Source organism: Bdellovibrio sp. MYbb2 (genome assembly GCF_056175685.1).
On the sequence record NZ_JBJKJI010000002.1, the window covers coordinates 208,419 to 229,982 of the forward strand.

A 21,564-nucleotide genomic window follows, 5' to 3' on the forward strand; every position below is an offset into this window, starting at 1 on the left:
ATCCAAATAACTAAATACTATTCTTCTTCAGCTTCGAGTTTTTTCAACTCTTGTTTCAACAGAAGATCAGCCTGCTCTTTAGCAGACACGTTGGAACCTTTGTCCTTGGCAACTGAAGGAGCGGTTGGAACCGGAACACCTTCAGATTCGTACTTCGCCATCAGGGCTTTGGCTTCGTTGGAAAGCTTTTCCGCCTTGTCTGGATCGTCGTAACCAGGAATTGTCATCAACTCATCAACAGCCGCCGTCGCCACCGCCTGGAATGAACCGAAGCCGGACTGGAATATGTTCTGAGCCATGGTTTCACTCATGCCCGGGATCAACATCAAATTGAAGATGGATTCCGCAGTACGGGAAGCCGCTGAAGATTCAGAAATGATATCCAGTTTCCAAGTCGTCAGTTTCGCTGCCAGACGCACGTTTTGACCACGTTTACCGATAGCCAAAGACAATTGAGAGTCCGGAACAACGATTTCCATTTCGCGGTTGGCATCATCAAGGAACACGCGGGAGATTTCCGCAGGCGCCAAAGCGTTGCACGCGAAACGAGTGATATCCTCGTCCCAAGGAACGATGTCGATTTTCTCGCCACGAAGTTCCTGAACGATATTCTGAACACGGGAACCCTTCATACCCACGCAAGCCCCTACCGGGTCCACGGAGTTGTCTTTGGAACGAACCGCGATTTTCGCGCGCTGTCCTGGTTCACGAGCGGCAGCCATGATCTCGACAACACCGTCGTAGATCTCTGGAACTTCCATTTCGAAAAGTTTCATCAAATAACGTTCATCAGCGCGGGACATGATGATCTGAGGACCACGTGTCGTCTGACGAACTTCAGAAAGGTAACCCTGAATGCGATCGCCTGGCTTGTATTGTTCGCCCGGGATCTGCTCACGAGGCGGAATGTAAGCCTCAGTGCGGCCCAAATCGACAACGATCGCGCCTTTTTCAACACGACGCGCGATACCGGAAGCAATTTCGCCTTTACGCTCTTCAAATTCATTGAAGATGATGTTGCGTTCAGCATCACGCACTTTCTGCATGATGATTTGTTTTGCCGTCTGAGCAGCAATACGACCCAGGTCAGTCGCTTCCATTTTGATACCAATGGAATCATCCAATTGAACGTTTGGATCCAGCTTTTGCGCTTCGTCCAGAGGAATTTCAACTTCTTCATCGATGTACTTTTCACGAAGGACAACCTCTTTGAACTCAAACAGTTCAACTTCGCCAGTGTCTTCGTTGTAAGCAGCTTCGATCTCGCGGTAAGTACCGTATTTTTTACGTGCAGCTACCAGCATACCCTGAGTGATTGCATCGATAACAACCTGTTTGTCGATACCCTTGTCTTTTCCGACTTGATCAATCACCTTGGAAAGATCTGAAAACACATTTTCAGCCATGATTTTCCTCTCTCGTTACTTTTTCTGACCTTTAGTATATTCAAAAACCAATTTTGCCCTGTCGATCATCGCGTACGGGATTTTGATCTCCACGTCCTTCACAACAAAGCGAACACCCTGCTCGTCGGCGGATTCAAGAACCTCTTCGACGGTTTTGGCGCTCTTCCACTTTTTGTCTTCCACACCCATGGACTCCAGCGACTTGGTGGTTTTGATGTAAACCTTTTTGCCAATCGCCTTTTTGAAGTGCCATGGTTTTTTAAGATGGCGGTCCAGACCCGGAGTGGAAACTTCCAGATTGTACTCGCCACCAGGAATCATCTCTTCATCTGCATCCAGGACTTCGCTCAAGCCGCGGGACACGTTGGTGCAATCTTCAATGCTGATCGCCCCTTCTTCTTCTCTGTCGATGAAAAGACGAAGCGTGCGCCCCTTGCCCAAACCAACGAATTCGATATCATAAAGAACACAGCCCTGCGCGGCCGCTACGTCGTTGGCGATCTTTTCTACTTTTGCCATCCAAGATGGAGACTCTGACATTTCGTTCAATCCTAAAAATAAAATAAGCTCAAACAAGCCCCTAAGAACCTGTCTCAGCTACCTCGTCGCACATTTTGGGTCGACATATGGGAACTGCCCGGGCGGGGCCGGTACAAAAAAAAATGGGCCTGCGGGGCCCATTGAACGGATCCAAATTAACAATAAAATCGAAGAAGTGCAAGGGTTTATCTGAGCTGAGCCCTTGGGGGTCGGACAGGTCAGGATAGTGAGTACAAAATGGCCGTGGCCCCGTCCTTATAGTACCGGGGACGTCGACGAACTTCCGTAAACCCGAGTTTTTCATAGAGTTTTTGCGCCGAAACATTCTCTTCATGAACTTCCAACCACAACGCCCGACCTTGACCCTTTGCGGCGATCATATGCTTCAACAGGTGCTCCATCAGCCCGCGACGGCGAAACTGAGGATGGGTTGCCACCAAAGAGATCTCCCAAACATCGGGGGTCTCGCGGTAAAGAACAAAACCCGTAAGAACCTCACCTTCAAATACACCGATGGCTTCAGCCGTGGCCAGCTCGGCACCCAGAAGATCCTGAGGCCAGTAAAAAGACGGCATCAACCCCTGCTCGGCATGAATCGCCTCGACCAGGGCACGCATCGCGGGCTTTTGAGGCCCTTTCAGAACTTCCACATGCATAATTATTCCGCCACGAAATTTCGGACTTTGTATTTGCGCTGAATGACTTCAAACCAGGAACGGATGCGCTCTTCCAGCTGCTGCTGGGCCAAAAACGCCTTGATGTTGTCACGGAAATCCTCAAACGGAGAACTTCCGAACTTGGCGCGGTTTTTCTCGTAATAGGCCTGAGCTTCCTGATCAGTGATGATCCCGGTCATGGAGTTGGTTTTGAACTTCAGGAAGCTTTTAGCAATCAGCTTGCGCGTGGTGAAACGGCGCACTTCCGCGGAAGTGGGCTCAATTCCCGCCCAATAAGCACGACCCGCCACCGCTTTTTCAACTTTGACCACCGCCGCATCAACTTCCGCATCAGGAACACTGGCGACATTGAAGTTTTCCGCTTCCAAAGCCACAACCTGCTCCAGCAACACCTGAGTCACGGCCCCGGAAAACTCGGGCTGCCCCGGGCGCACTTCCGGCAATGTGTTTTTGGGCAATTTAGAACTGGGCTCAAGAACCTGCCCAATCACCAAAGAAATCTGCACTTCACGACTGGTGACCACATAGTCAGACACCTGCCCCACCGTCTCCGTCACCAGAGTCGCCGCCTGAGCGTTCAATGCAAACAAAAGAATTAAAGAAAGAAAGCGCATAGAAAGACTATGCCGAAGAAAATGTCAGGAGTCCACAGACGAAGCACCCCTCCGAAAAAACACAACCCCCGCTTTTTAGGGCGGGGGCTGATAACCACTTGAGGAATTTAACTTCTTACTTTTCTAATTAGATTAGAAATTTACGCGTCCGACAATAGACATTACGTAATACTGCAGTTTTTCGATCGGAGTCCCGTACTGAGGTCCAGACATCCAGGTATTTTCCGCGTTTACACGGCTGGAAAGATTCCACATGTAACGGAAGTCCACACCCAAAGAGTACTTCGGAGAGAACTCAAGGTCCGCACCCACGATAGTACCGATATCCACCGCGTGAGAGTTCGCAGTCGTGTCGTTGTAGTAACCGTAGTTGTCGTTAGACCAGCTGAAAGATCTGTAAGAGTAAGACACCAAACCACCAATGACTGGCTTGATGATACCGCTGAACAACTGAACTTTCGCAGCCAACTGACCAGAGTACTGGTTCACGTCGATGTTGTTCGGAATCCAGGTGCTCGCGTTATTGTACGGATAGTTATTGTAACCGTTATAACCGTAACCACCAGAATAGTAACCTTGACCTTCAACTGTGTAGTTGGAGTAAAGGAAAGAACCCTCGATCACGAAGTTGTCATATTTGTTACCGAAAGCCACACCCAAAGAGTAGTTGCCTTTTACGTTCTTAACATCTGGATAGTCACCCACCCCGACGATACCAGCAACATACTTGGTTTCGATTGGAGCCAAAGCTGTGTCTTCTTCCACTTTCATGGCAGCAGCCAGTTCCTCACGAATGATGTCGCGGGTGTTTTCTTTCGGTTCTTCAACCTGCTGAACCTGAACAGGCTGTGCGTACACAGGCTGTTGAACAGCTTGAGGTTGTTGTTGCTGCTGTTCGTTCATCTGGTTGAACTTGTCACCAAATAGAACGTTAGCGCGTTTTTTCTCATCTTCCATACGGGAAGATTCAAGTTTTTCAACAATGCGTTGCTCAGTCTGCATCTCAGCGTCCTGACGAGCACGACGGATTTGTTCCGCGCGGCTTTCAGTCAGCGGAGAAGCCTCAATAATAGTTGTAGGCTGCTTCTGGATTTGTTGCTGTTGCAACTGAGCTGTGGAAGTCGGTGTCGCCTGATTCAAAATATAAATAGGCTGACCGCTTACCGGCGCGGTGTTGGCAATTCCAGCCTGGGCAGCTGGAGCAGCAGGTGCTGTTTGGCTTGAATACATTTGATCAAGCTCAGCATCAACATCGCTTTCAATACTTTGAGCAAGAGCAAACGTCGGTGCGATGCTCAAGGCTGCAAGTATATAAAAATACTTCTTCATAGGATCTCCTCGTGGTTCTGGTTATATAAAAAACCTTTTATCACTGGTCGCATAAAGCAAGCCTGATGCCAACGGCGCCAAAATGCGTCGCCAGCGTCTAAGTTATTGATATCCCCGGTGTCTCGGGAACACCCCCAAAAACCGCCAAATCCGGCTGTGACGAGAATTGTGACAACTTCCAGTACGCTTTCTGAAATTCTTGCAAACCAGGGTCATTGTGCCCCCGACTATGGATAAATTTGGTAAAACTTCGGATCGAACAAGTCCGGCGATGCCGGAGTGTAGACATTATATAAGGAGATTTCCGGATGTCCCCTGCTCTATTCCTTCGTTCCTCTGCAGTTCTTCTGTCTCTTTCTCTTATTAGTGCCTGTGGCGGATCTGGCGGCGGCAGTGAACTAAAAGCAGAACCTTCGAACTGTGAAGTATCCGGTCAGTCTTTCGGTATCGTGAATGGCCAGACCCTGGCGTCCGGGAATGAACTTAGCAAATCAACTGTCATGGTCATTCATAGAAACTATAAAGAGGAAGTCAGCATTTGCACCGGGACTCTGGTGGCAAAGAATAAAGTTTTGACAGCAGCTCACTGTATTTCCTCCTTTGGCGGCCAGACGGTTATTGCCTTCTCTAACAGTGTAAGCTGTGCGGCTTCTGCGCCGAAAAGAACGGTTCGTGCGGTGACGGACACGGCGGTACCTGATGCTTATTCCTATTGGAACAAAACAGACTTCAACAATGCATCAACGGATCTGGCTGTCTTGAAATTCACGGGCAGCATTCCTGAGGGTTATGAAGTTCGCTCCTTGCCGACAAAATCCTATAATATAGCCAACGTCGACCGCCTGGTTATGACGGGCTATGGTACCACCGCTGAAAAAGGTGAAGATTCCGGCACCCTGCGCTTCACCACCTCCCCTTCATCCAATGTTCTGGGCACCAGCTTCTATCTGGCGTTGGTTGGTAAAACGGTTTCTGTTCCAAAAACCATCATCGTTGACCAGGCCAATACCGGCGTTTGCACCGGTGATTCCGGCGGTCCGCTTTACAATCAAGTGGGTTCAGACCTGACCCTGGTGGGAATCACCTCCATGGGTGTCGACAACCGCGCCACCGACGAAAAGAAAGTCCGCGTCTGCCACGGCGTCGCCCTGTTCACAGACGTCCGCGAACACCTGGATTGGATCAACGAAAAAATCCGATCTCTGTAATCGGCTCTGCCGAGGAGGCAGAAGTGCCTCGGCACTTCTGCTGGACTTAGCTCAAATATTAAGCAAAAAGGGGCTATTTGAGCCCCTTTTTCATTTTTTATTTAAAAAGAACTTGTCAGTTCCGGGCAAATTCAATACAAAAGACGTCTCACTGCGGGTGTGGTGAAATGGTAGACACAGAAGATTCAAAATCTTCCGCGAAAGCATGGGGGTTCAAGTCCCTCCACCCGCACCAATCTTTCCCCTTTAAATTCTTCGGACACATCCTCGCTCTTGCTTTTTGATTCTGGCTTCGCACTGGCGTTTTGCTTCGCTGTGGAACTTGAATTTAAAGGGGAAAGATTGGGTTGCTGGGGCTCTCGGTTTGCGGGGACGTGGTCCCCGCTTTGATTGAACGATTTTCTGATTATTACCTTGAAACAGAACAATTCTTCATCGGAGGGGTGCCCAGAATCTGGGTTAGATCCTGTCCTTCTTTAAATCGGATCTTCATGATGTAAATTGAGTTGAAGGCGGCGTTGAAGATTTCCTGGGCCTTTACCACACTGTCTTGCGCTGACAGGATGGCGCGATCTGAGAGCACGTGGTTGGCGGAAAACTCGTTCACCGACTGATATCTTCTGATGCGTCCCACTTCGGATTCCAGAATATTGTTCGCCATCGTCAGCTCTTCATTCTGTCCATAGTTGGCATTCTGAAATTCGCCGTTCTGATCCAGACGGAACAATTCGATATTTTCAATATCCTTGGCATACATCACATCCACATCAAGTCCCACGCGGACATCACTTAAAATCTGCATGTTCGAATTTCTGACTGGCAGATACCCACACTGCGTACTCAATGAAACCGCACTGACAGCGCGTGATGGCACGTAAATCGAAAATGGTGCGACCGCAGGAAGGTTGTCGCAGTTGTAGCGGTCCAGACACTCTTCTGCTCGCGAGCGGATCTCGCTGATCCTGGTTTCAAGAGCTGCGGCCTTGGGTTCAAAGTACACCGTGTAAAGCGCTCTGCTGACCCGGGCTTGCATGCCTTTGACTTCGGTCAGCAGTTCTTCGTGCTCAAAAATCCAGTCAGCCAGCACTTTCAACTGCTGCCATTTTTTCTGTCTTGGACGAATGTTTTCTGCCCCCTCGAAAATATCCAGGGGCTTTACCACATAGGCAAACACCGGGGAATTCTCGATGGTAAAGCTTCGGAAGTATTTCTCTGCGGCATTTTTAATGCTTTGCAGATCATCCACCGCGATTTCACTGGCAAAAACACCCAGCGCATCCGCCCCTTGCCCGCCGACCGAAACCACCTTCACTTCAACCGAACCAATCTTGTCCAGCTTGCGGATGAATTCTTTGTACTGAACATTCAGATCCCCGCCGAAATTCAGTTTGGGAACTTTCAGTTTGTTCTTCAGATCCAGAATCTGTTCTTTAATGTCTTCAGTGCGGGAGTTCTTCACGTGAATCAGCACCACCACCTTGGATCGGTGAATCTCTTCAGAAACAAAGTGCGTTCCGCATCTTCTTAAGACTTCCTGCCATTTGCCGTTATCCAGCAAAGTCTGATACTCGGGCTTCAGGGATTCTTCTGTCAGGCCTTTGCGACCATAGGAAAATTCCGCCGTCAGCGCAAAATTCAGACTGTTCTTGCTTTCCAGAAACTTATGAATCACCCGGTAGGAATTCTGACTGTCAAAATTCACGGCCTTGATTGTGCCCGCCGCATTCAGCTGAACATCAAAATTCATTTTTCTTTCCAGCTCACTGGAAGTCTCAATCATACTAAGATCAAACGAGGTAGAAACCGGCGTATTGCCATCCAGCCATTCACGATCCGTGCTTTTAACACAGTTTGCTTTGGCTCTGTCGGGGTGATCCATATCCACCCCGGCGCCCAGCCTCAAAGAACCATTTTCACTGTAACTGATTGTCTGCGCGAACGACTGCATCGATACCAACAACACCACAAAAATAATTTTTTTCATAAATTTTGTCCTGTCCTTTACGGAAGTTTCATTCTGAGGATTTTCAGGTTCTTTTCTGTTCCCAGCTCTGGCAGCTTGTCGAAATAGTCCTCAGGAACCGATTTCACAAATTTGAATTTCGGATCCAGAATTTTGACGCCAGCCAAACCGTCCTGCCCCAGGCGCCCTTGTGGACCTGCCAGTCCCGGCTTGCCATCAAGACCTCTCTTGCCATGGCGACCGTTATCACCTTCACAAGGGGGAATCTGACAACTTGAGGTCACCAACGCCGTACCTGAAGCGCCGCCCTTACCGCCATCGCCCCCTTTGCCACCGACACCACCTTCGCCACCCATGCCTGGCTGACCTCCGGGGCCTCCGCGGTTGTCGAACTCATCTCCGGTCAGTTCCAGCGTGTTGAAGATTTCAGCCACATACAAAGCGATCTTACCGCCGTTGCCTCCTCGGCCCCCGTCACCACCCGCGCCACCATTGCCACCATTGCCGCCGTGTCCCCCATCACCACCGTCACCGCCATCGCCCGAGCGATTCCAAATAGCGTATTTCTGATTCCCACCGCGACCGCCATCGCCACCGACGCCACCGTTACCACCTTGTTGGCCTCGGCCGCCTTTACCGCCAGTTCCGCCTTCACCCCCAACAGCGCGGATGCGAAAGCCAATGGTTCCTTCGATCCGGTTGATTTTCAAAACGATATCAGAAGCATGAACACCCGAATCACCCGGAGCACCATTGTTACCATCACGGCCATCCATCCCGTTGTAACCATGCTGACCTCGGCCTCCGTCTTCTGGAGAATCCGTCAGGCTGCCGCCACTGCCATTGCCCCCTCGGGCACCGGCAGAACCATCATTGGCAAGCACCAGCACGGCCGGGGCAAATTCCCCCTGCTGCCCTTTTGCTCCGCGAATGCTTTCCACATTCATAAAGCCGTCGATCGAATCGGCAACAATCTGCAAATTGGATTGAGTCAGAATTCTTCCGCCGTTTCTGAATTCAATTCGCTTGCAGATCAAATCAACATTCAAAGGCGCCTGGCGCAGGTCCTCATTCTTGCGAGTGAATTCCACGTCACCGTTGATCACGAGCGTTTCATCCTGACCGCAAAGAAATTTTTGCTCTTCCAGCAGCACGCGGGTTCTTTCGGAAGGGTCCCCCAGAATCCGGGCCCATGCAGGATCCGCAAAAGTCACTACCGCCGCCAAAGGTATCAAATTTTTAAAAACATTTTTCATAGTCATTTTCCCTGTTAAAATTGAAAGCTCTCAATCGAGACATCGTTTGAAATATAAATCTCTGCCTTGGTAACAAGCCCCTCGCGGCCTTCAACACCGGGACGGCCCTCTTGACCATCTTTGCCATCCTGACCTTGCATTCCCGCACTGCCAACAAGGCCCGAGCTGCCACCGTGACTGAAGACCGAACCGTCTCCACCATCACCGCCGTCACCGGCAAGGCCACCACGGCCACCTTTGCCTGCAAGGCCTTTGGCTCCGCCCGGTCCGCCCTTACCACCAGCAACCAGCACATTGATGTTGTCGTTTACTTTCACCATGTCCATAAAGCGCGGCTTCACCACGACAACCACCAGACCGCCGTCACCGCCTTTGCCTCCATCTCCACCAAAGCCCCCGTTACCACCGTTGCCTCCGGCACCGCCCGCGCCACCGTGACCACCACGACTGGCTTTGCGATCCCACTTTGCTCCGCCGCCACGGCCGCCTTTACCACCATTGCCACCTTGTCCGGCGTCCTGAGCATTCAGACCTTTCAGTCCCTTTAATCCCACACCACCACTGGCAACAATTTCCACCCCACTGCACAGGTCCACACTTTCAAATTGCATGAAAAGTTTATGGGCATTCAGTCCCGCAACCCCGGGAGCCCCGTTGTCACCGTTGCGACCATTCGCCCCGGCTCCGCCGGATGCCCCTGCGCCACCATCAGAGCTGGGCGTGGATTTTGGAATTCCCCATTTTATTTTTCCACCGGCATCCCGGCCATTGCCCCCGGCGCCACCATGACTGCCATTGGCGGCAGAAACACCGGCACAAGTCATCAAAGTGCATCTTTTAAATGGCTCCACTTGATCAGGATTGTTTTTTAGTTCTGTGAGGGAAACAATCCGGTTTGCGTGATCTATTTCCGCTGAAAGATTCAGCGCCGCCACATCCAGCATTTGCACGCGCGAGGATTTCATCACCTCGGCCACAACAAGACGCGCATTTTGAGCATAGAAAATCAGGGCGTTATTTCGAACCGTCAGTTTGCCGATTTCCGCCAGGTACTGAGACGGGTTTTCAGGCAGCACCAAAAGTGTGTCTTCCTTAATCAGAAGATCCTCGCCCTGAAGACCGGCCCACAGAGGCTTTGCAGCCTTGGCACGCTCTTGAAGGAACGGCAGTTGTTCAGCCAAGGTTTCGGCTGTCCACTTCGATTGGTACCGGTCATTCAGACACAAGGGCGCTGAGTAGGCTTGCACCTGAGTCAGAACCAACAACCCGAAGATCAATTTGGAAAACTTCATAAAAACTCCTCATACGATTCATTTCGCATGAGAAGCTTTTTACAGAATTCAGAAAAAATCCGCGAAGTCCGGTTGGTTAAAACGGATGGGTTTCAGTTTACTTTTGGTAAAGTCAGTATTCGTACCAGTCTATATTAAGGCAATAGCCGACTTCAGGACTTCCCTCGCGCGATAAGTTGATGATTTCCTTGATGTTTGCACGCAGATAGTCCCGGATCTTCTGGGCCCCCTCGGCGGACAAGGACATGGGGCTTGTATAGTGAACATGGGGGTCTTTGTAAAAATCCATCTTGGAAATGGCTCGCTGTCGCCAGTTCTGGTGGTGCCTTAGAATCATCGGATGGGTGGAATCCAGGTGCGTAAAACCCTGCTTATAAAAAAGCTGCCCGTTCTTTCTTTCACACAGGCCCACTTCGATCAAAAACTGAATGGCCGTGTCCACCTTTTCCAAAGGCACGCCCAGCTTTTCAGCGATGGTTTTCAATTCTTTTCCCACCGGGGTCGGCAGCAGATTACGGACTCCGGTATATAACCACGAAGAATAGTACGTGGCCTTGTCCACATCACTCAGAACCACATCTTTGGGAACCCGGGCACTGATGGATTTGGCTTCTGCCTGCAGCACCTGGATCTTGCCTTTGATACGCGACTGAAGCTTGACCGAGCCTGCCCGTCCCAGCTCGATCATCAGCATAAAAACATCCGTTTCTTTGTCGCCAAAACCAAAGAACGCCGCAGCTTCCAACCCCTGTTCGGAAGAAAGATTCTTTTCACCTTTCAGGATCTGCGAAAACAGCGAGGTGCTGATTCGCATGGCTTCAACAAGTCTTCCGCGGTACTTCTTGTCCGTGCGCTCCTGTGATTGCAGAACATCTTTAAAGAAAAGCCTGTAGTCGTCGTAGTTATAAATATCCAGCATGCTGCCAGTTTACTAACGGTAAACAGAGCCCGACCTGTTTTTCGGCTTTTCAGCCAAAAATCAAGACCTTGCTCCTGTCTCATCTTGAGATTTCGGGACCTTTGGTGAGGCACGGTGATTGCTCCTCAATCCGGCAGGAGTCGAATATGACCGTGCAAGCATCACGAAACAAATTCTATTTGCGCCTTATGTCCTGGCTTCTGTGCGGCTTCATGACGTTTATCGTCGCCTGTCAACCCAGTGATCACACCAGCACCGGCCCTACTGAAACCAGTGGCGGCGGCGGAAACACCGGCGATGGCGGAGGCGGCACCGGATTTAACTCCAAAATGTACGAACAGTACATCACCAAACTTGAAACCCTGGACATCTGGAAAACAGAAATCAGCAAGGTTCTGGAAAGAACCACATCACTCAATCCGGCTCTGCTGAATGTACTGCAAAAGAAAACCTGGATTTTTGTGCCCCAGAAATTAAATCGCATCGACGCCGAAAAAATGGGGATGGAATTCCGAGCCAAGGACTATGAACAGTATGCCTTTCAAACTCAAGGTGAAGTCTGGATCGACTCTTCCGCCTTCAACACCCTGTCCCCTGAAACCCAAGCCTATCTGATTTTCCATGAGACCATCATGGACTTGTACGTGTTATCCAAAGTGCGTAAAATTGCGGATAAAAATCCGGAAGAATTCGTGGCTTTTAAAACAGTCTTCTGCTCACGCATAAAAGATCACTACTTTGACCGTGATCTGTGTCGCGAGTCGTTCACCGTCAAACCCAAATCTTTGTACTCGGTCCTGACTGCCACCGACTATCCCGTCATCCGAGAAGCGACTCACCTTCTAATGGATGCATCGTCAAAGAAAACCTCGGACGAGATTTTCGTACATCTGATCGGTCTTGGCTTTGACGAAAGAATCATGGGTTCCGCGCTGCGAATGGACATGGCGGAAGACAATGGCGCCAAAGATTTGAAAGATCTTATCTTCTGGATCGAAGACAAGAATATCAAAGAAACCTGCGTCAACAAAGATCTGGAAAACAAATCCGAGAAGGAACAGAAATGCTCACTTCATTTAAGCGCCGACAAAAAGTCAGTTGTGATCCGAAACGGTGAGGCTTCGTTCATTTTTCAGCTTCCTGTCTCGGAAAGCGGCCTGGGATTTAAAACCAGGAACATCGTTACCAACGAATCTTCAGTCCGGTATTCCTATTGGGCCCCACAACCCGAAGATGAATATGGCATGTCGGCCTTGGTTCCCCAGGAAATTCTGATCTCCTATTCTAAGACAGGACAGCCAGCCTCAGTAAAGTTTGAAGTGAACAATGGTTTTGCAGCGGGGAGAATCTGGATATTCTCGAACATATTCTCTTTGGAACCTGGGTCAGGTTTTAACTTTGGCAAGGATGAATAATCTCCATAATTCCCTAATGTACTGATGCAAGCGCTGCCAGGGTTCTATGGAATGAATCCAGTGATTTCGCATCGCACTTTCTTTCGATCCGCCCTTGCAGTTTATCAAAGTAAGAAATCACTTCCACCGCAGTCCGTGCCCCCTTCGGGGTTAAATCCAGCACATATCCTCTGGCATCTGAATCGTGGATGGACCTTTTCAGCAATTTCTTTTTTTCAAGCGCACGAATGCTATGGCTGACATTTGCTTTGGGAATGCCAAAGGCTTCCTTCAGCTGGGTTGGGCGCGCAGCCTTGTCGTTTTCAAAGAAAATCGCCACCAGAATCAGGGCGTCCATCATTCCAAGCTCATGGCCGGCAAGGCCCTCGCTGACCTTCTGAAAAATGGCATTGCCAGCAACAACAATCTGAAAGCTCGGGTTCTGATTCAGGAACTTTTCTATCTTCATGGATCGAATATATTGTTTCATATTAAACTATTCAATATGAAACAATAGCCTTGAAACCTTATTTGCTGTTCTTTTCACCAGGAGAAAGTGGCATCTTTGTTTCATGACCAAACTTCACAGCATGGCCCTGTTGCCGCAGATATCATCAAAGCTCTTTACAAACCCAACAACCGCAGCAATCACCTCGACCGTGGCAGGATCTGTCCTGCTGGCGCTCATAGCACAAATAAATATCCATCTCCCATTCACCCCGGTGCCGATCACTGGTCAGACTTTTGGAGTTGCACTGCTGTCACTGCTGTGGGGACGAAAGCTTGCGACGGCCAGCATGGCTCTTTACCTAGTTGAAGGTGCCGCGGGACTTCCCGTATTTGCCCAAGGTAAGGCTTTCTTAACCATGGGCCCTACCGTTGGGTATCTACTGGGAATGCTTCTGGCCACGTGGTTCGTGGGTGGCATGGCGGACCGGGGCTACACAAAGACATTTAAAGGCGCGCTAGCCTCGGCGTATCTGGGATCGCTCCTGGTTTTTACTGTCGGAGCACTCGGTCTGTCATTCTTCGTTCCCTTCAACCAGCTCCTGGCACTTGGCGTATTGCCTTTTCTACCCGGAGACCTTTTGAAGAACACCCTGGCGGCGGCAACGGCCTCTGCCTTGTCCCGCCGAGGTACAAGTGATTAAGGTGCTGACAACCGGCCTGTTCTGGGGCGCCACCGCCTTGAGTGCCCCGAAGATCGCTTTCTTCGAAGCCCGCGATGCTCAGGGAAATCTGGTCACGATGGAAAAAGGCGGACGCTATCTACATGTCGCCATTTCCGTCGGAGACAAGTGGCTGCATGCACATCCCTATTGGGGTGTACAACTGGTGAACTTACTCAGTGACATTGGCGATCCTGCCTTGATAGTCACCCAAGAAGCAGCACCCGACTTGACCGAAAAAGACATCAAACAATATCTCCATCAAAAATACGACACATCCTATTCCTGGGCAGCCAAAGATAAAACATATTGTTCAAAGTTGTTAGCACAGATTCTGAATCTGCCGCCGACACCCATGCGATTTTCTGGCAGCATCTGGAAAAATCGGAATTCAACTGCCCCGACAGAACTGGGCATATCCCCTGACGACATTTATCGTGAACTAAAATGGCGTGGCTATCGTCCCTGGTCCAACCGCTGTGAAAAGCTGTTTGTTCCTTAGAAATAACACAGACTGATGGCAAAACCATGTAAAGCCACAGTGAAGTCATTCATATTTGGTCAATTTTTGATCAAACTAACGTGGGATTAACCGAATCAAGTTATTCTGAAAGCGCATGACGCTTTTTGAATGGTTTCGGAATAAAGGCGCACGGTACTTTCTTTCAGAGTCCGAAAAGACTTTGCTGGATCGATTTGAAATCAGCGAACAGCGCACACGCACGATACTGGATTCGACTTACAATGCCTTTATCGGGATGAACAGCGAGGGTTTGATCACCGACTGGAATCTTCAGGCAGAAAAAACCTTTGGATGGAAACGCTCTGAAGTTTTGGGAAAAGAACTTTCCGAAATCGTCATCCCCCACAAATACCGTGAAGCTCACAAAAAAGGACTGGCGCACTATCTGAACACCGGCGAAGGCCCCGTTCTGAACAAACGCATGGAAATCACCGCCCTTCACCGTGAAGGCCACGAAATCCCGGTTGAGATGACCATCTTCCCGTTCGAGCATAAAGGAAAACACCTGTTTGGTTCTTTCCTGCATGATATCTCGGAACGTAAAGCTACTGAATCCAAGGTCCGCAACTTATATCAGGAAATGGAACAAAGAGTGCAAGAACGCACTCAAGAGCTGGCCCTGGCAAACAAACAACTGAAAGAGGACGCCAACATCCGCCAGCGCCTGTACGAACAGGCCCAAACGGCCAATCGGCTCAAAGACGAATTCCTGGCCACGGTTTCACATGAACTGCGCACCCCTTTAAATGTGATTCTGGGACACAGTGATATTCTGAAAGATCCCGCCACTTCCACTGAAGAAGCGCAAGCCTCTATCAACGCCATTCACCGCAACGCCCAGATTCAAGTGCAGATCATCAGCGATCTGCTGGATGTTTCTCGCATCATTTCCGGCAAACTGCAGCTGCATGTGAAACCCATTGATGTCGAGTCTGTGGTGGAGGCTGCCTATGAAAGTGTGCAGATCGCCGCCAAATCCAAAAATATCAAAGTCCGCGTCGAGGGAACTGAACGCGTCAAAGCCGTCGGTGGAGATCCTGAAAGATTGCAGCAAGTTTTATGGAATCTGCTTTCCAACGCCATCAAATTCACCCCGAAAGGGGGCAACATCACGGTCAAACTTTCCAATGTGGAATCACGCGTACAGATTGATGTGATTGACAACGGCAAAGGGATTGATCCGGATTTTCTTCCCTATGTGTTTGAACGCTTCCGCCAGGAAGACGCCACCACCACGCGCCGCTATGGCGGCCTGGGGCTGGGGCTGGCGATCGTTCGTCATATCGTCGAAGGCCATGGCGGCACGGTGGCTGCGACAAGTGCCGGTCCTAATCAAGGGGCCAAATTCACAGTGTCTTTACCCGTGCTTGCAGCACAACTGCACGAGGGTTTCACAACCAGTCACTTTGGTTACGAAAACTTTGTCGAGACCAACCCTGAACATCCAAAAACTCTGGATGAAGTCCGCATCATGATTGTTGATGACGACGCCGACACCCGAAATTTATTAAGCGTGGTTTTGAAAAAATCAGGCGCCAATGTCGTCACCGCCGACTCGGCCCAAAAGGCGTTTGATCTCTATCAGGTGTTCAATCCCCAGATTCTACTCAGCGACATCAGCATGCCGGATATTGACGGCTACAGTTTGCTTAAAATGATTCGCACTTTACCCAACACCGAAAACCTGTGGGCCGTGGCACTGACCGCCCATGCACGACCCGAAGAACATGAACGCGCCCTGGCTGCCGGATTCCATGTGCACATCGCAAAGCCGGTGCAAACTTCTGAACTGATCAACACTATTTCGGATCTGCTCACCGCTGGTGACAAGAACAACCCCCTAATCGATCGCACATTGTAATGTTCATTTTCGTCCGCACTTTTTCACATCCATGGGGATTAATACTTCATTGTAATTATTCAATTCATCTCTTTTGACTTAGAGTTTCTGCTTCATTTTTGCAAAGAGGTAGAAATTCATGAGCGTAAAAATTCCGACAACTCCGATCCCCTGCCAAAACTTTGTCAGCGGAAAGTTTCTAAAAGGTTCCGGCCCTGCGATGGATGTCGTCAGTCCTTATAATGGACACATCATCGGCGGCCTTCATGCCTCCACCGCAAAAGACATTGATCAGGCCGTCAGGGAAGCTCACGAAGCGCAAAAATCCTGGGCGGACGTACCGTTGAAAGAACGCACTAAAATCATGTTCAATTTCCGCCAGATTCTGATGCGAGATCTGGATGAAATCGCTCACCTGAAAAGTTCTGAATCCGGAAAAACCTTCGCTGAAGGCAAAGCCGGTCTTATGAAAGGCATCGAGGTTCTCGAATTTGCCCTGTCCCTGCAAAACATGGATCTGGGTGGAAAGATGGAAGTCTCTCGCGGAGTCAGTTGCGAATTCCGTCGTGAACCGTTGGGCGTCATCGCCAATATCACTCCGTTCAATTTCCCGGCAATGGTTCCGATGTGGACCATCCCTATTGCTCTGACTTTGGGGAATGCCTATATCTGGAAGCCTTCTGAAAAAACCCCCCTGACGTCTATGAAAATCGCTGCCGCCCTTCAGGAAGCCGGATTGCCGGATGGTTTGTTCCAGGTGCTTCACGGCGGCAAAGACACAGTGGATGCAATCATTGATCACCCGCAAGTCAAGGCGGTGGGCTTTGTCGGGTCCACAAAAGTGGCACAGCATGTTTATCAGCGTGGCACAGCCCTGAGAAAACGAGTGCTGGCCCTGGGTGGCGCTAAAAACCACATCGTGCTTTTGCCGGATGCAAATCCTGATCTGACCGGACCTGGCATCAGTGACTCGTTCACCGGATGCGCGGGTCAGCGCTGCATGGCCGCCGCTGTGGTTCTGGCCGTGGGTGACGTGGATCATCACATTCAAAAAATCATTCAGCGCGCACAATCCCTGGTTCTGGGAAAAGACATGGGGGCGATCATCACCAAATCCCAGGTGCAATTCCTAAAAGACGCCATCACCCGCGCCGAAAAAGAAGGCGCGAAGATCCTGCTGGATGGCCGAAACACTCCGGCTCCGGCGGGTTTGGATCAGGGGCACTGGATGGGTCCGACGATCATGGACAATGTCGCTCCCAACAGCGAAGCCGCGACCTTGGAATATTTCGGTCCGGTTCTTAGCATCATCCGCTGCCGCGACATCACTCATGCGATGCAAATTGAAAACAGCAATCCTTATGGCAATGCCTGCTCGGTGTTCACCTCCAGCGGCAGCCTGGCTGAAAAAGTCATTCGCCAGGCCTCCACAGGCATGGTGGGTGTGAATGTCGGGGTTCCCGTACCGCGTGAACCGTTCTCTTTCGGCGGCGTCAATGCCTCCAAGTTCGGCCATGGCGATATCACGGGCACGCAGTCCCTGGATTTCTGGTCCAACACCAAAAAAGTAACCATGAAATGGGAAAAACAAGACGACAACAACTGGATGTCTTAAAAAAGGATTTATAAGATGAAAAGAGCAGCCCACGTTATTCTGACCTCTCATTCCAGCCAGGTGTTCAAGGACAGCCTGCCAATTCACTGGGGAGTCAAAAACCCCATGCACCGCGGTCCCGTCATTGGTTCATTGACCGACGTGAAACAACGAAATGCCATCGGGACTCACAGCGGTTCCTATGCTGTTTACCGTGCGCTTTCCATTGCGCAAGGGTCTTATTCAACCACGCACAAACCTGATCTGCACAACACCGACAGTCCGGTGCGCATGGGGCCTTTCCCGTCCTGGTCCGACCCGGACAAAATCGTGTCCATTGATCCCTGGGGACTGGATATTCCAATTCACTTCAAAGATCTTTACGAAGCTGGGTATGACATCCGCCCGACTATTGCGGTGACTCAAGCCCATTTGCAGATTCCCGAAATCCATCAGGCCATTGATGCCGGACGCTTGAAAGTGGATGGCAAAATCGTTTTGGAAAACAAAGACATCAAGGTCACCAAGGTCGCTCTGGAGCCTGTCTGGTACCTGCCAGGAATCGCCAAGCGCCTGAATGTTGACGAAGGCGACTTGCGCAAGATCCTGTTCCAGGAAACCGGAGGCATGTTCCCGGAACTGGTGACCCGTCCGGATCTTAAGGTCATGCTGCCACCTATTGGCAGCACGACTGTTTATATCTTCGGAAACCCGCAGGATCTGTCGAATGAAAAAATCGAACTGACCTGCCGGGTGCATGATGAATGCAATGGCTCGGATGTGTTTGGTTCAGATATCTGCACCTGCCGACCTTACCTGATTTACGGCATTGAAGATGCCGCCAGAACCGCCCAGCGCGGCGGCGTGGGGTTGATCGCTTACTATCGTAAAGAAGGCCGCGCCCTGGGCGAAGTCACCAAGTTCCTGGTTTACAATGCCCGGAAACGTCAGGTTGGTGGTGATTCAGCGTCCACTTACTTCCACCGCACCGAATGTGTGGCCGGGGTTGAAGACGCCAGATTCCAGGAACTGATGCCGGATATTTTGCATTTCTTTGGCATCACCAAAATCCACAACCTGCATTCCATGAGCAACATGAAATACAACGCCATCGTGAAAAGCGGCATTGAAGTCGTCAACCGCATTTCCATCCCGGCTGAACTGATTCCGGCCGATGCGCAAGTAGAAATCGAAGCCAAGAAAGCCGCGGGTTATTTCAATCCGGGCGAAACCAAAACGACCAAGGAACTTGAAACAGTTCTGGGGAGACCCATCGATGAATAACTCTCACACATATTCGGCCCAGGATCTGGATTTTCTGCTGTCCCCTTTGGCCATCCGTCAAAGTGCAGAAAAGATTTTAGAACTGACCAAATCAGGTCAGACGCATTTCCACTATCACGATGATCAGTTTGAACCCGTTGTGGACTATGTGATTGAAGTGATCCGCCAAAATTACCCCGCCCTGGAAATCCCTTTCCATTCACGCTGGGGGCACTTCCGTGCTGGTGGCATTGATCGCGTGAAAATCCTGCAAGAGCAGATTCAAAACTTTGACGCCCTTGAAAAAGCCCGCATCAAGCTGGATCTGGTGATCACTTCGGTGTTGCTGGATGCCGGCGCCGGAAACGTCTGGTCTTTCCATGAACAGAGCACGCAAAAAGACTTTGCCCGCTCGGAAGGACTGGGGGTTGCGAGCTTCTATCTTTTCATGGAAGGCGCCCTTTCTGACAACGCAGACAAACCCCTGCAAGCCACGGCCAAGGGTCTGCAGAACCTGACAGCGCAAAAGATTTCAGAAGTGTTCCAGGTCAGTCCCCAGAATCCTTTGGTGGGTGTTGAGGGTCGACTGTCCCTGTTGCGAAACTTGGGTAAAACCATCACTGACAAAAAAGACCTGTTCCCCGGTGGCCGTCCCGGCAGTCTGGTGGACTATCTGCATTTGCGCTATGGAAAGAAATTGACCGGACCTCAGCTGCTGCGTGCGGTGCTGGATGGACTGGGTGAAATCTGGCCCGGCCGTGTGAAGGTGGCGGGCGTGAATCTGGGGGATATCTGGAACTATTCCAAAGTTCCCGGAGGCCTTGCCGCCTTCCACAAACTGTCCCAGTGGATGACCTATTCTTTGATTGAACCGCTATTGGAGGCCGGCTTTGAAATCACCGAGGTCGAAAAACTGACCGGACTTGCTGAATATCGCAATGGCGGTCTGCTGCTGGATCGCGGTCTGATTTCACTGAAAGATCCCGGCATGGCAGAACAAAGCCATCGTCCGGATTCAGAGCTGATCATTGAGTGGCGTGGCCTGACGGTGTCTTTGCTGGATCGTATCGGTCAGCAGGTTCAGACCAAACTGAACAAGTCCCCGTCTGAATTCCCGCTGGCAAAAGTTCTGGAAGGTGGCACCTGGTGGGCCGGTCGCAAGGCCGCGAAAGCTTTGCGTGCGGACAGTTCGCCTCCGCTGAAAATTGAAAGCGACGGCACTGTTTTCTAAGGTTTATTTTTTAAGGAGTATTTTGTGAGTTCAAAAGTCAAAGTCATCGACCATCCCCTGCTTCGTCACAAGCTGGGTTACCTGCGCGATAAAAACACCTATTCCCAGGACTTCCGCGAGATCGTCAAAGAAATCTCGAAAGTTCTGGTTTACGAGGCCATGCGCGACTGGCAGCACCTGGAAAAGATCGCCATTGAAACCCCAATCGCCAAAACCGAAGCTCAGCGCATTGTGCGCGCGCCGGTGGTGGTTTCCATCATGCGTGCTGGAAATGGCATGCTGGATGGCGCCCTTTCCATGCTACCATTTGCAAGCACCGGATTTATCGGTATCTATCGCGACAAATTCATCCACAACACGGTGGAATACTATTTCAAGATGCCTCAGGACATCAAAGGCAAGGACGTGCTGTTGTGTGATCCTTTGATCGCCACCGCCGACACCATGATTGCCGCAATTGACCGTCTTAAGAACTATGGCGTCGGTCAAATCAAAGTTATCAGCATTCTGACCAGCCAAACGGGCTTGGACAAAGTTCATCACTATCATCCGGATGTTGAAGTCTATACGGTCAACATTGAAACCGAGATGAATGAAATGGGTTATCTGGTGCCGGGCCTGGGTGATGCCGGGGACCGTCTGTTCCAAACCAAGTAGGTGTTATGAGTCGTCCCCACATTATCGGAATCGCTGGCGGCAGCGGCTCTGGCAAAACATACTTCGCCAAAGAACTGCAAAAGATGCTGGGTTCTGAAAACTGCAGCATTCTTTATCAGGACAATTACTACATCGACCAGTCCGCTCATTTTGATGGTGATGGGGGCTCGGTGAACTTCGATCACCCGCACGCTCTGGACTTTGCCTTGCTGGCGCGGGGCCTTCAGACCCTTAAAATGGGCCAGCCCCTGCACGTGCCGATTTATGATTTTGTCACCCACTCGCGTAAACGCGAAACCCTACTGGAAAGCCCCAAAAAGGTCATCATCGTCGATGGGATCTTGATCCTGCACTCGCTCGAAGTCCGAGCCGAGCTGGACGAGGCCGTCTTTTTTGACACCCCCGAAGACCTGCGCTTTCAACGCCGTCTGCACCGCGATGTGCATGAACGCGGGCGCACCCCGGAAGGCGTCAAAAGGCAGTTCGAACTTCAGGTCAGACCCATGCATGACGAGTTCGTAGAACCCTCTAAAAGGCATGCCCAAACCATTGTGACGGACTCAGGGGACTATCACGCGGTACTTTCACAGATTTCGCACCGTTTGCAAAACACCCTGCCCGCACGGTAATCGCGGGCCCGTCATTCATTGAGCTTTCACTTATGACGATGACGGCATTTTGAGATGGAC

At 50.5% G+C, this 21,564-nt stretch carries 20 protein-coding genes and 1 tRNA gene; 11 read left to right on the forward strand and 10 right to left on the reverse strand.

Going from position 1 to position 21,564, the window contains the following annotated elements; genetic code table 11:
* Positions 1-17: 17 nt before the first annotated feature.
* The 5 genes from nusA to AC04MQ_RS10980 form a co-directional block, all read right to left on the reverse strand.
* The gene (nusA, locus tag AC04MQ_RS10960) at positions 18-1,406 is read right to left on the reverse strand and encodes a transcription termination factor NusA (protein WP_015090694.1); all 1,389 of its coding nucleotides are present in this window, start codon (positions 1,404-1,406) and stop codon (positions 18-20) included.
* 15 nt (positions 1,407-1,421) lie between these two features.
* Entirely contained in the window at positions 1,422-1,925 is a 504-nt protein-coding gene (locus AC04MQ_RS10965) for a ribosome maturation factor RimP (protein ID WP_475392087.1), read from the reverse strand.
* Between the two features lie 239 nt (positions 1,926-2,164).
* On the reverse strand, positions 2,165-2,602 hold the full coding sequence (locus AC04MQ_RS10970; protein WP_041577385.1) for a GNAT family N-acetyltransferase: 438 nt from the start codon (positions 2,600-2,602) through the stop codon (positions 2,165-2,167).
* A 2-nt stretch (positions 2,603-2,604) separates the two neighbouring features.
* A complete protein-coding gene (locus AC04MQ_RS10975; protein ID WP_475392088.1) occupies positions 2,605-3,237 on the reverse strand; it encodes a hypothetical protein in 633 nt (210 codons plus the stop codon).
* Between the two features lie 132 nt (positions 3,238-3,369).
* Positions 3,370-4,566, reverse strand: coding sequence for a hypothetical protein (locus AC04MQ_RS10980; RefSeq protein ID WP_015090690.1), 1,197 nt, complete (start codon positions 4,564-4,566; stop codon positions 3,370-3,372).
* Between the two features lie 308 nt (positions 4,567-4,874).
* Here AC04MQ_RS10980 and AC04MQ_RS10985 point away from each other — a divergent pair, with 308 nt between their 5' ends.
* A complete protein-coding gene (locus tag AC04MQ_RS10985; RefSeq protein ID WP_015090689.1) occupies positions 4,875-5,774 on the forward strand; it encodes a S1 family peptidase in 900 nt (299 codons plus the stop codon).
* Positions 5,775-5,927: 153 nt separating this feature from the next.
* Positions 5,928-6,009: transfer RNA gene (locus tag AC04MQ_RS10990), tRNA-Leu, on the forward strand.
* 174 nt (positions 6,010-6,183) lie between these two features.
* Here the strand turns inward: AC04MQ_RS10990 and AC04MQ_RS10995 are convergent.
* From AC04MQ_RS10995 to AC04MQ_RS11010, 4 genes are all read right to left on the reverse strand, one after another.
* Entirely contained in the window at positions 6,184-7,758 is a 1,575-nt protein-coding gene (locus AC04MQ_RS10995) for a hypothetical protein (RefSeq protein ID WP_015090688.1), read from the reverse strand.
* Between the two features lie 17 nt (positions 7,759-7,775).
* Positions 7,776-8,993: a hypothetical protein gene (locus AC04MQ_RS11000; RefSeq protein WP_015090687.1), complete on the reverse strand. Its 1,218-nt coding sequence runs from the start codon at positions 8,991-8,993 to the stop codon at positions 7,776-7,778.
* A 14-nt stretch (positions 8,994-9,007) separates the two neighbouring features.
* Complete coding sequence (locus AC04MQ_RS11005) at positions 9,008-10,285, reverse strand: hypothetical protein (RefSeq protein ID WP_015090686.1); 1,278 nt, start codon at positions 10,283-10,285, stop codon at positions 9,008-9,010.
* 112 nt (positions 10,286-10,397) lie between these two features.
* Positions 10,398-11,204 (reverse strand): TIGR02147 family protein, encoded by an 807-nt coding sequence (locus AC04MQ_RS11010; protein WP_015090685.1) that lies wholly within the window; start codon positions 11,202-11,204, stop codon positions 10,398-10,400.
* A 146-nt stretch (positions 11,205-11,350) separates the two neighbouring features.
* On the opposite strand from AC04MQ_RS11010, the gene AC04MQ_RS11015 reads away from it, so the two are divergent.
* Complete coding sequence (locus AC04MQ_RS11015) at positions 11,351-12,619, forward strand: hypothetical protein (RefSeq protein ID WP_235046303.1); 1,269 nt, start codon at positions 11,351-11,353, stop codon at positions 12,617-12,619.
* A 13-nt stretch (positions 12,620-12,632) separates the two neighbouring features.
* Here the strand turns inward: AC04MQ_RS11015 and AC04MQ_RS11020 are convergent, their stop codons facing one another.
* The gene (locus tag AC04MQ_RS11020; protein WP_475392089.1) at positions 12,633-13,067 is read right to left on the reverse strand and encodes a MarR family winged helix-turn-helix transcriptional regulator; all 435 of its coding nucleotides are present in this window, start codon (positions 13,065-13,067) and stop codon (positions 12,633-12,635) included.
* 103 nt (positions 13,068-13,170) lie between these two features.
* On the opposite strand from AC04MQ_RS11020, the gene AC04MQ_RS11025 reads away from it, so the two are divergent.
* The 8 genes from AC04MQ_RS11025 to udk all read left to right on the forward strand — a co-directional run bounded on the left by AC04MQ_RS11025 (position 13,171) and on the right by udk (position 21,504).
* Complete coding sequence (locus AC04MQ_RS11025; RefSeq protein ID WP_051026286.1) at positions 13,171-13,749, forward strand: biotin transporter BioY; 579 nt, start codon at positions 13,171-13,173, stop codon at positions 13,747-13,749.
* Positions 13,742-14,269, forward strand: a complete 528-nt coding sequence (locus tag AC04MQ_RS11030; protein WP_041577381.1) for a C40 family peptidase — start codon at positions 13,742-13,744, stop codon at positions 14,267-14,269. Before AC04MQ_RS11025 ends, AC04MQ_RS11030 begins: the two co-directional genes overlap by 8 nt.
* A 115-nt stretch (positions 14,270-14,384) precedes the next feature.
* Positions 14,385-16,151 (forward strand): hybrid sensor histidine kinase/response regulator, encoded by a 1,767-nt coding sequence (locus AC04MQ_RS11035; RefSeq protein WP_475392090.1) that lies wholly within the window; start codon positions 14,385-14,387, stop codon positions 16,149-16,151.
* A gap of 118 nt (positions 16,152-16,269) precedes the next feature.
* A complete protein-coding gene (locus AC04MQ_RS11040; RefSeq protein ID WP_475392091.1) occupies positions 16,270-17,745 on the forward strand; it encodes a CoA-acylating methylmalonate-semialdehyde dehydrogenase in 1,476 nt (491 codons plus the stop codon).
* 15 nt (positions 17,746-17,760) lie between these two features.
* Positions 17,761-19,008, forward strand: a complete 1,248-nt coding sequence (locus tag AC04MQ_RS11045; protein WP_015090679.1) for a GTP cyclohydrolase II — start codon at positions 17,761-17,763, stop codon at positions 19,006-19,008.
* Positions 19,001-20,218: a URC4/urg3 family protein gene (locus AC04MQ_RS11050; RefSeq protein WP_475392092.1), complete on the forward strand. Its 1,218-nt coding sequence runs from the start codon at positions 19,001-19,003 to the stop codon at positions 20,216-20,218. Before AC04MQ_RS11045 ends, AC04MQ_RS11050 begins: the two co-directional genes overlap by 8 nt.
* Before the next feature lie 24 nt (positions 20,219-20,242).
* Positions 20,243-20,875 carry a uracil phosphoribosyltransferase gene (gene upp / locus AC04MQ_RS11055; RefSeq protein ID WP_015090677.1) on the forward strand — a complete coding sequence of 211 codons (633 nt, stop codon included), beginning with the start codon at positions 20,243-20,245 and terminating at the stop codon, positions 20,873-20,875.
* 5 nt (positions 20,876-20,880) lie between these two features.
* Positions 20,881-21,504 (forward strand): uridine kinase, encoded by a 624-nt coding sequence (gene udk, locus AC04MQ_RS11060; RefSeq protein ID WP_475392093.1) that lies wholly within the window; start codon positions 20,881-20,883, stop codon positions 21,502-21,504.
* Positions 21,505-21,564: the final 60 nt, after the last annotated feature.

Bases quoted from the DNA above. Each gene is read 5' to 3' on its own strand.
- AC04MQ_RS10965 (WP_475392087.1), bottom strand. From the start codon at position 1,925: ATGGCAAAAGTAGAAAAGATCGCCAACGACGTAGCGGCCGCGCAGGGC.
- AC04MQ_RS11005 (WP_015090686.1), bottom strand. From the start codon at position 10,285: ATGAAGTTTTCCAAATTGATCTTCGGGTTGTTGGTTCTGACTCAGGTG.
- AC04MQ_RS11050 (WP_475392092.1), top strand. From the start codon at position 19,001: ATGAATAACTCTCACACATATTCGGCCCAGGATCTGGATTTTCTGCTG.
- AC04MQ_RS11020 (WP_475392089.1), bottom strand. From the start codon at position 13,067: ATGAAGATAGAAAAGTTCCTGAATCAGAACCCGAGCTTTCAGATTGTT.
- AC04MQ_RS10995 (WP_015090688.1), bottom strand. From the start codon at position 7,758: ATGAAAAAAATTATTTTTGTGGTGTTGTTGGTATCGATGCAGTCGTTC.
- AC04MQ_RS11035 (WP_475392090.1), top strand. From the start codon at position 14,385: ATGACGCTTTTTGAATGGTTTCGGAATAAAGGCGCACGGTACTTTCTT.
- AC04MQ_RS10970 (WP_041577385.1), bottom strand. From the start codon at position 2,602: ATGCATGTGGAAGTTCTGAAAGGGCCTCAAAAGCCCGCGATGCGTGCC.
- AC04MQ_RS10975 (WP_475392088.1), bottom strand. From the start codon at position 3,237: ATGCGCTTTCTTTCTTTAATTCTTTTGTTTGCATTGAACGCTCAGGCG.
- udk (WP_475392093.1), top strand. From the start codon at position 20,881: ATGAGTCGTCCCCACATTATCGGAATCGCTGGCGGCAGCGGCTCTGGC.
- AC04MQ_RS11040 (WP_475392091.1), top strand. From the start codon at position 16,270: ATGAGCGTAAAAATTCCGACAACTCCGATCCCCTGCCAAAACTTTGTC.
- AC04MQ_RS11045 (WP_015090679.1), top strand. From the start codon at position 17,761: ATGAAAAGAGCAGCCCACGTTATTCTGACCTCTCATTCCAGCCAGGTG.
- AC04MQ_RS10980 (WP_015090690.1), bottom strand. From the start codon at position 4,566: ATGAAGAAGTATTTTTATATACTTGCAGCCTTGAGCATCGCACCGACG.
- AC04MQ_RS11000 (WP_015090687.1), bottom strand. From the start codon at position 8,993: ATGAAAAATGTTTTTAAAAATTTGATACCTTTGGCGGCGGTAGTGACT.
- AC04MQ_RS11015 (WP_235046303.1), top strand. From the start codon at position 11,351: ATGACCGTGCAAGCATCACGAAACAAATTCTATTTGCGCCTTATGTCC.
- nusA (WP_015090694.1), bottom strand. From the start codon at position 1,406: ATGGCTGAAAATGTGTTTTCAGATCTTTCCAAGGTGATTGATCAAGTC.
- AC04MQ_RS11010 (WP_015090685.1), bottom strand. From the start codon at position 11,204: ATGCTGGATATTTATAACTACGACGACTACAGGCTTTTCTTTAAAGAT.
- AC04MQ_RS11025 (WP_051026286.1), top strand. From the start codon at position 13,171: ATGACCAAACTTCACAGCATGGCCCTGTTGCCGCAGATATCATCAAAG.
- AC04MQ_RS10985 (WP_015090689.1), top strand. From the start codon at position 4,875: ATGTCCCCTGCTCTATTCCTTCGTTCCTCTGCAGTTCTTCTGTCTCTT.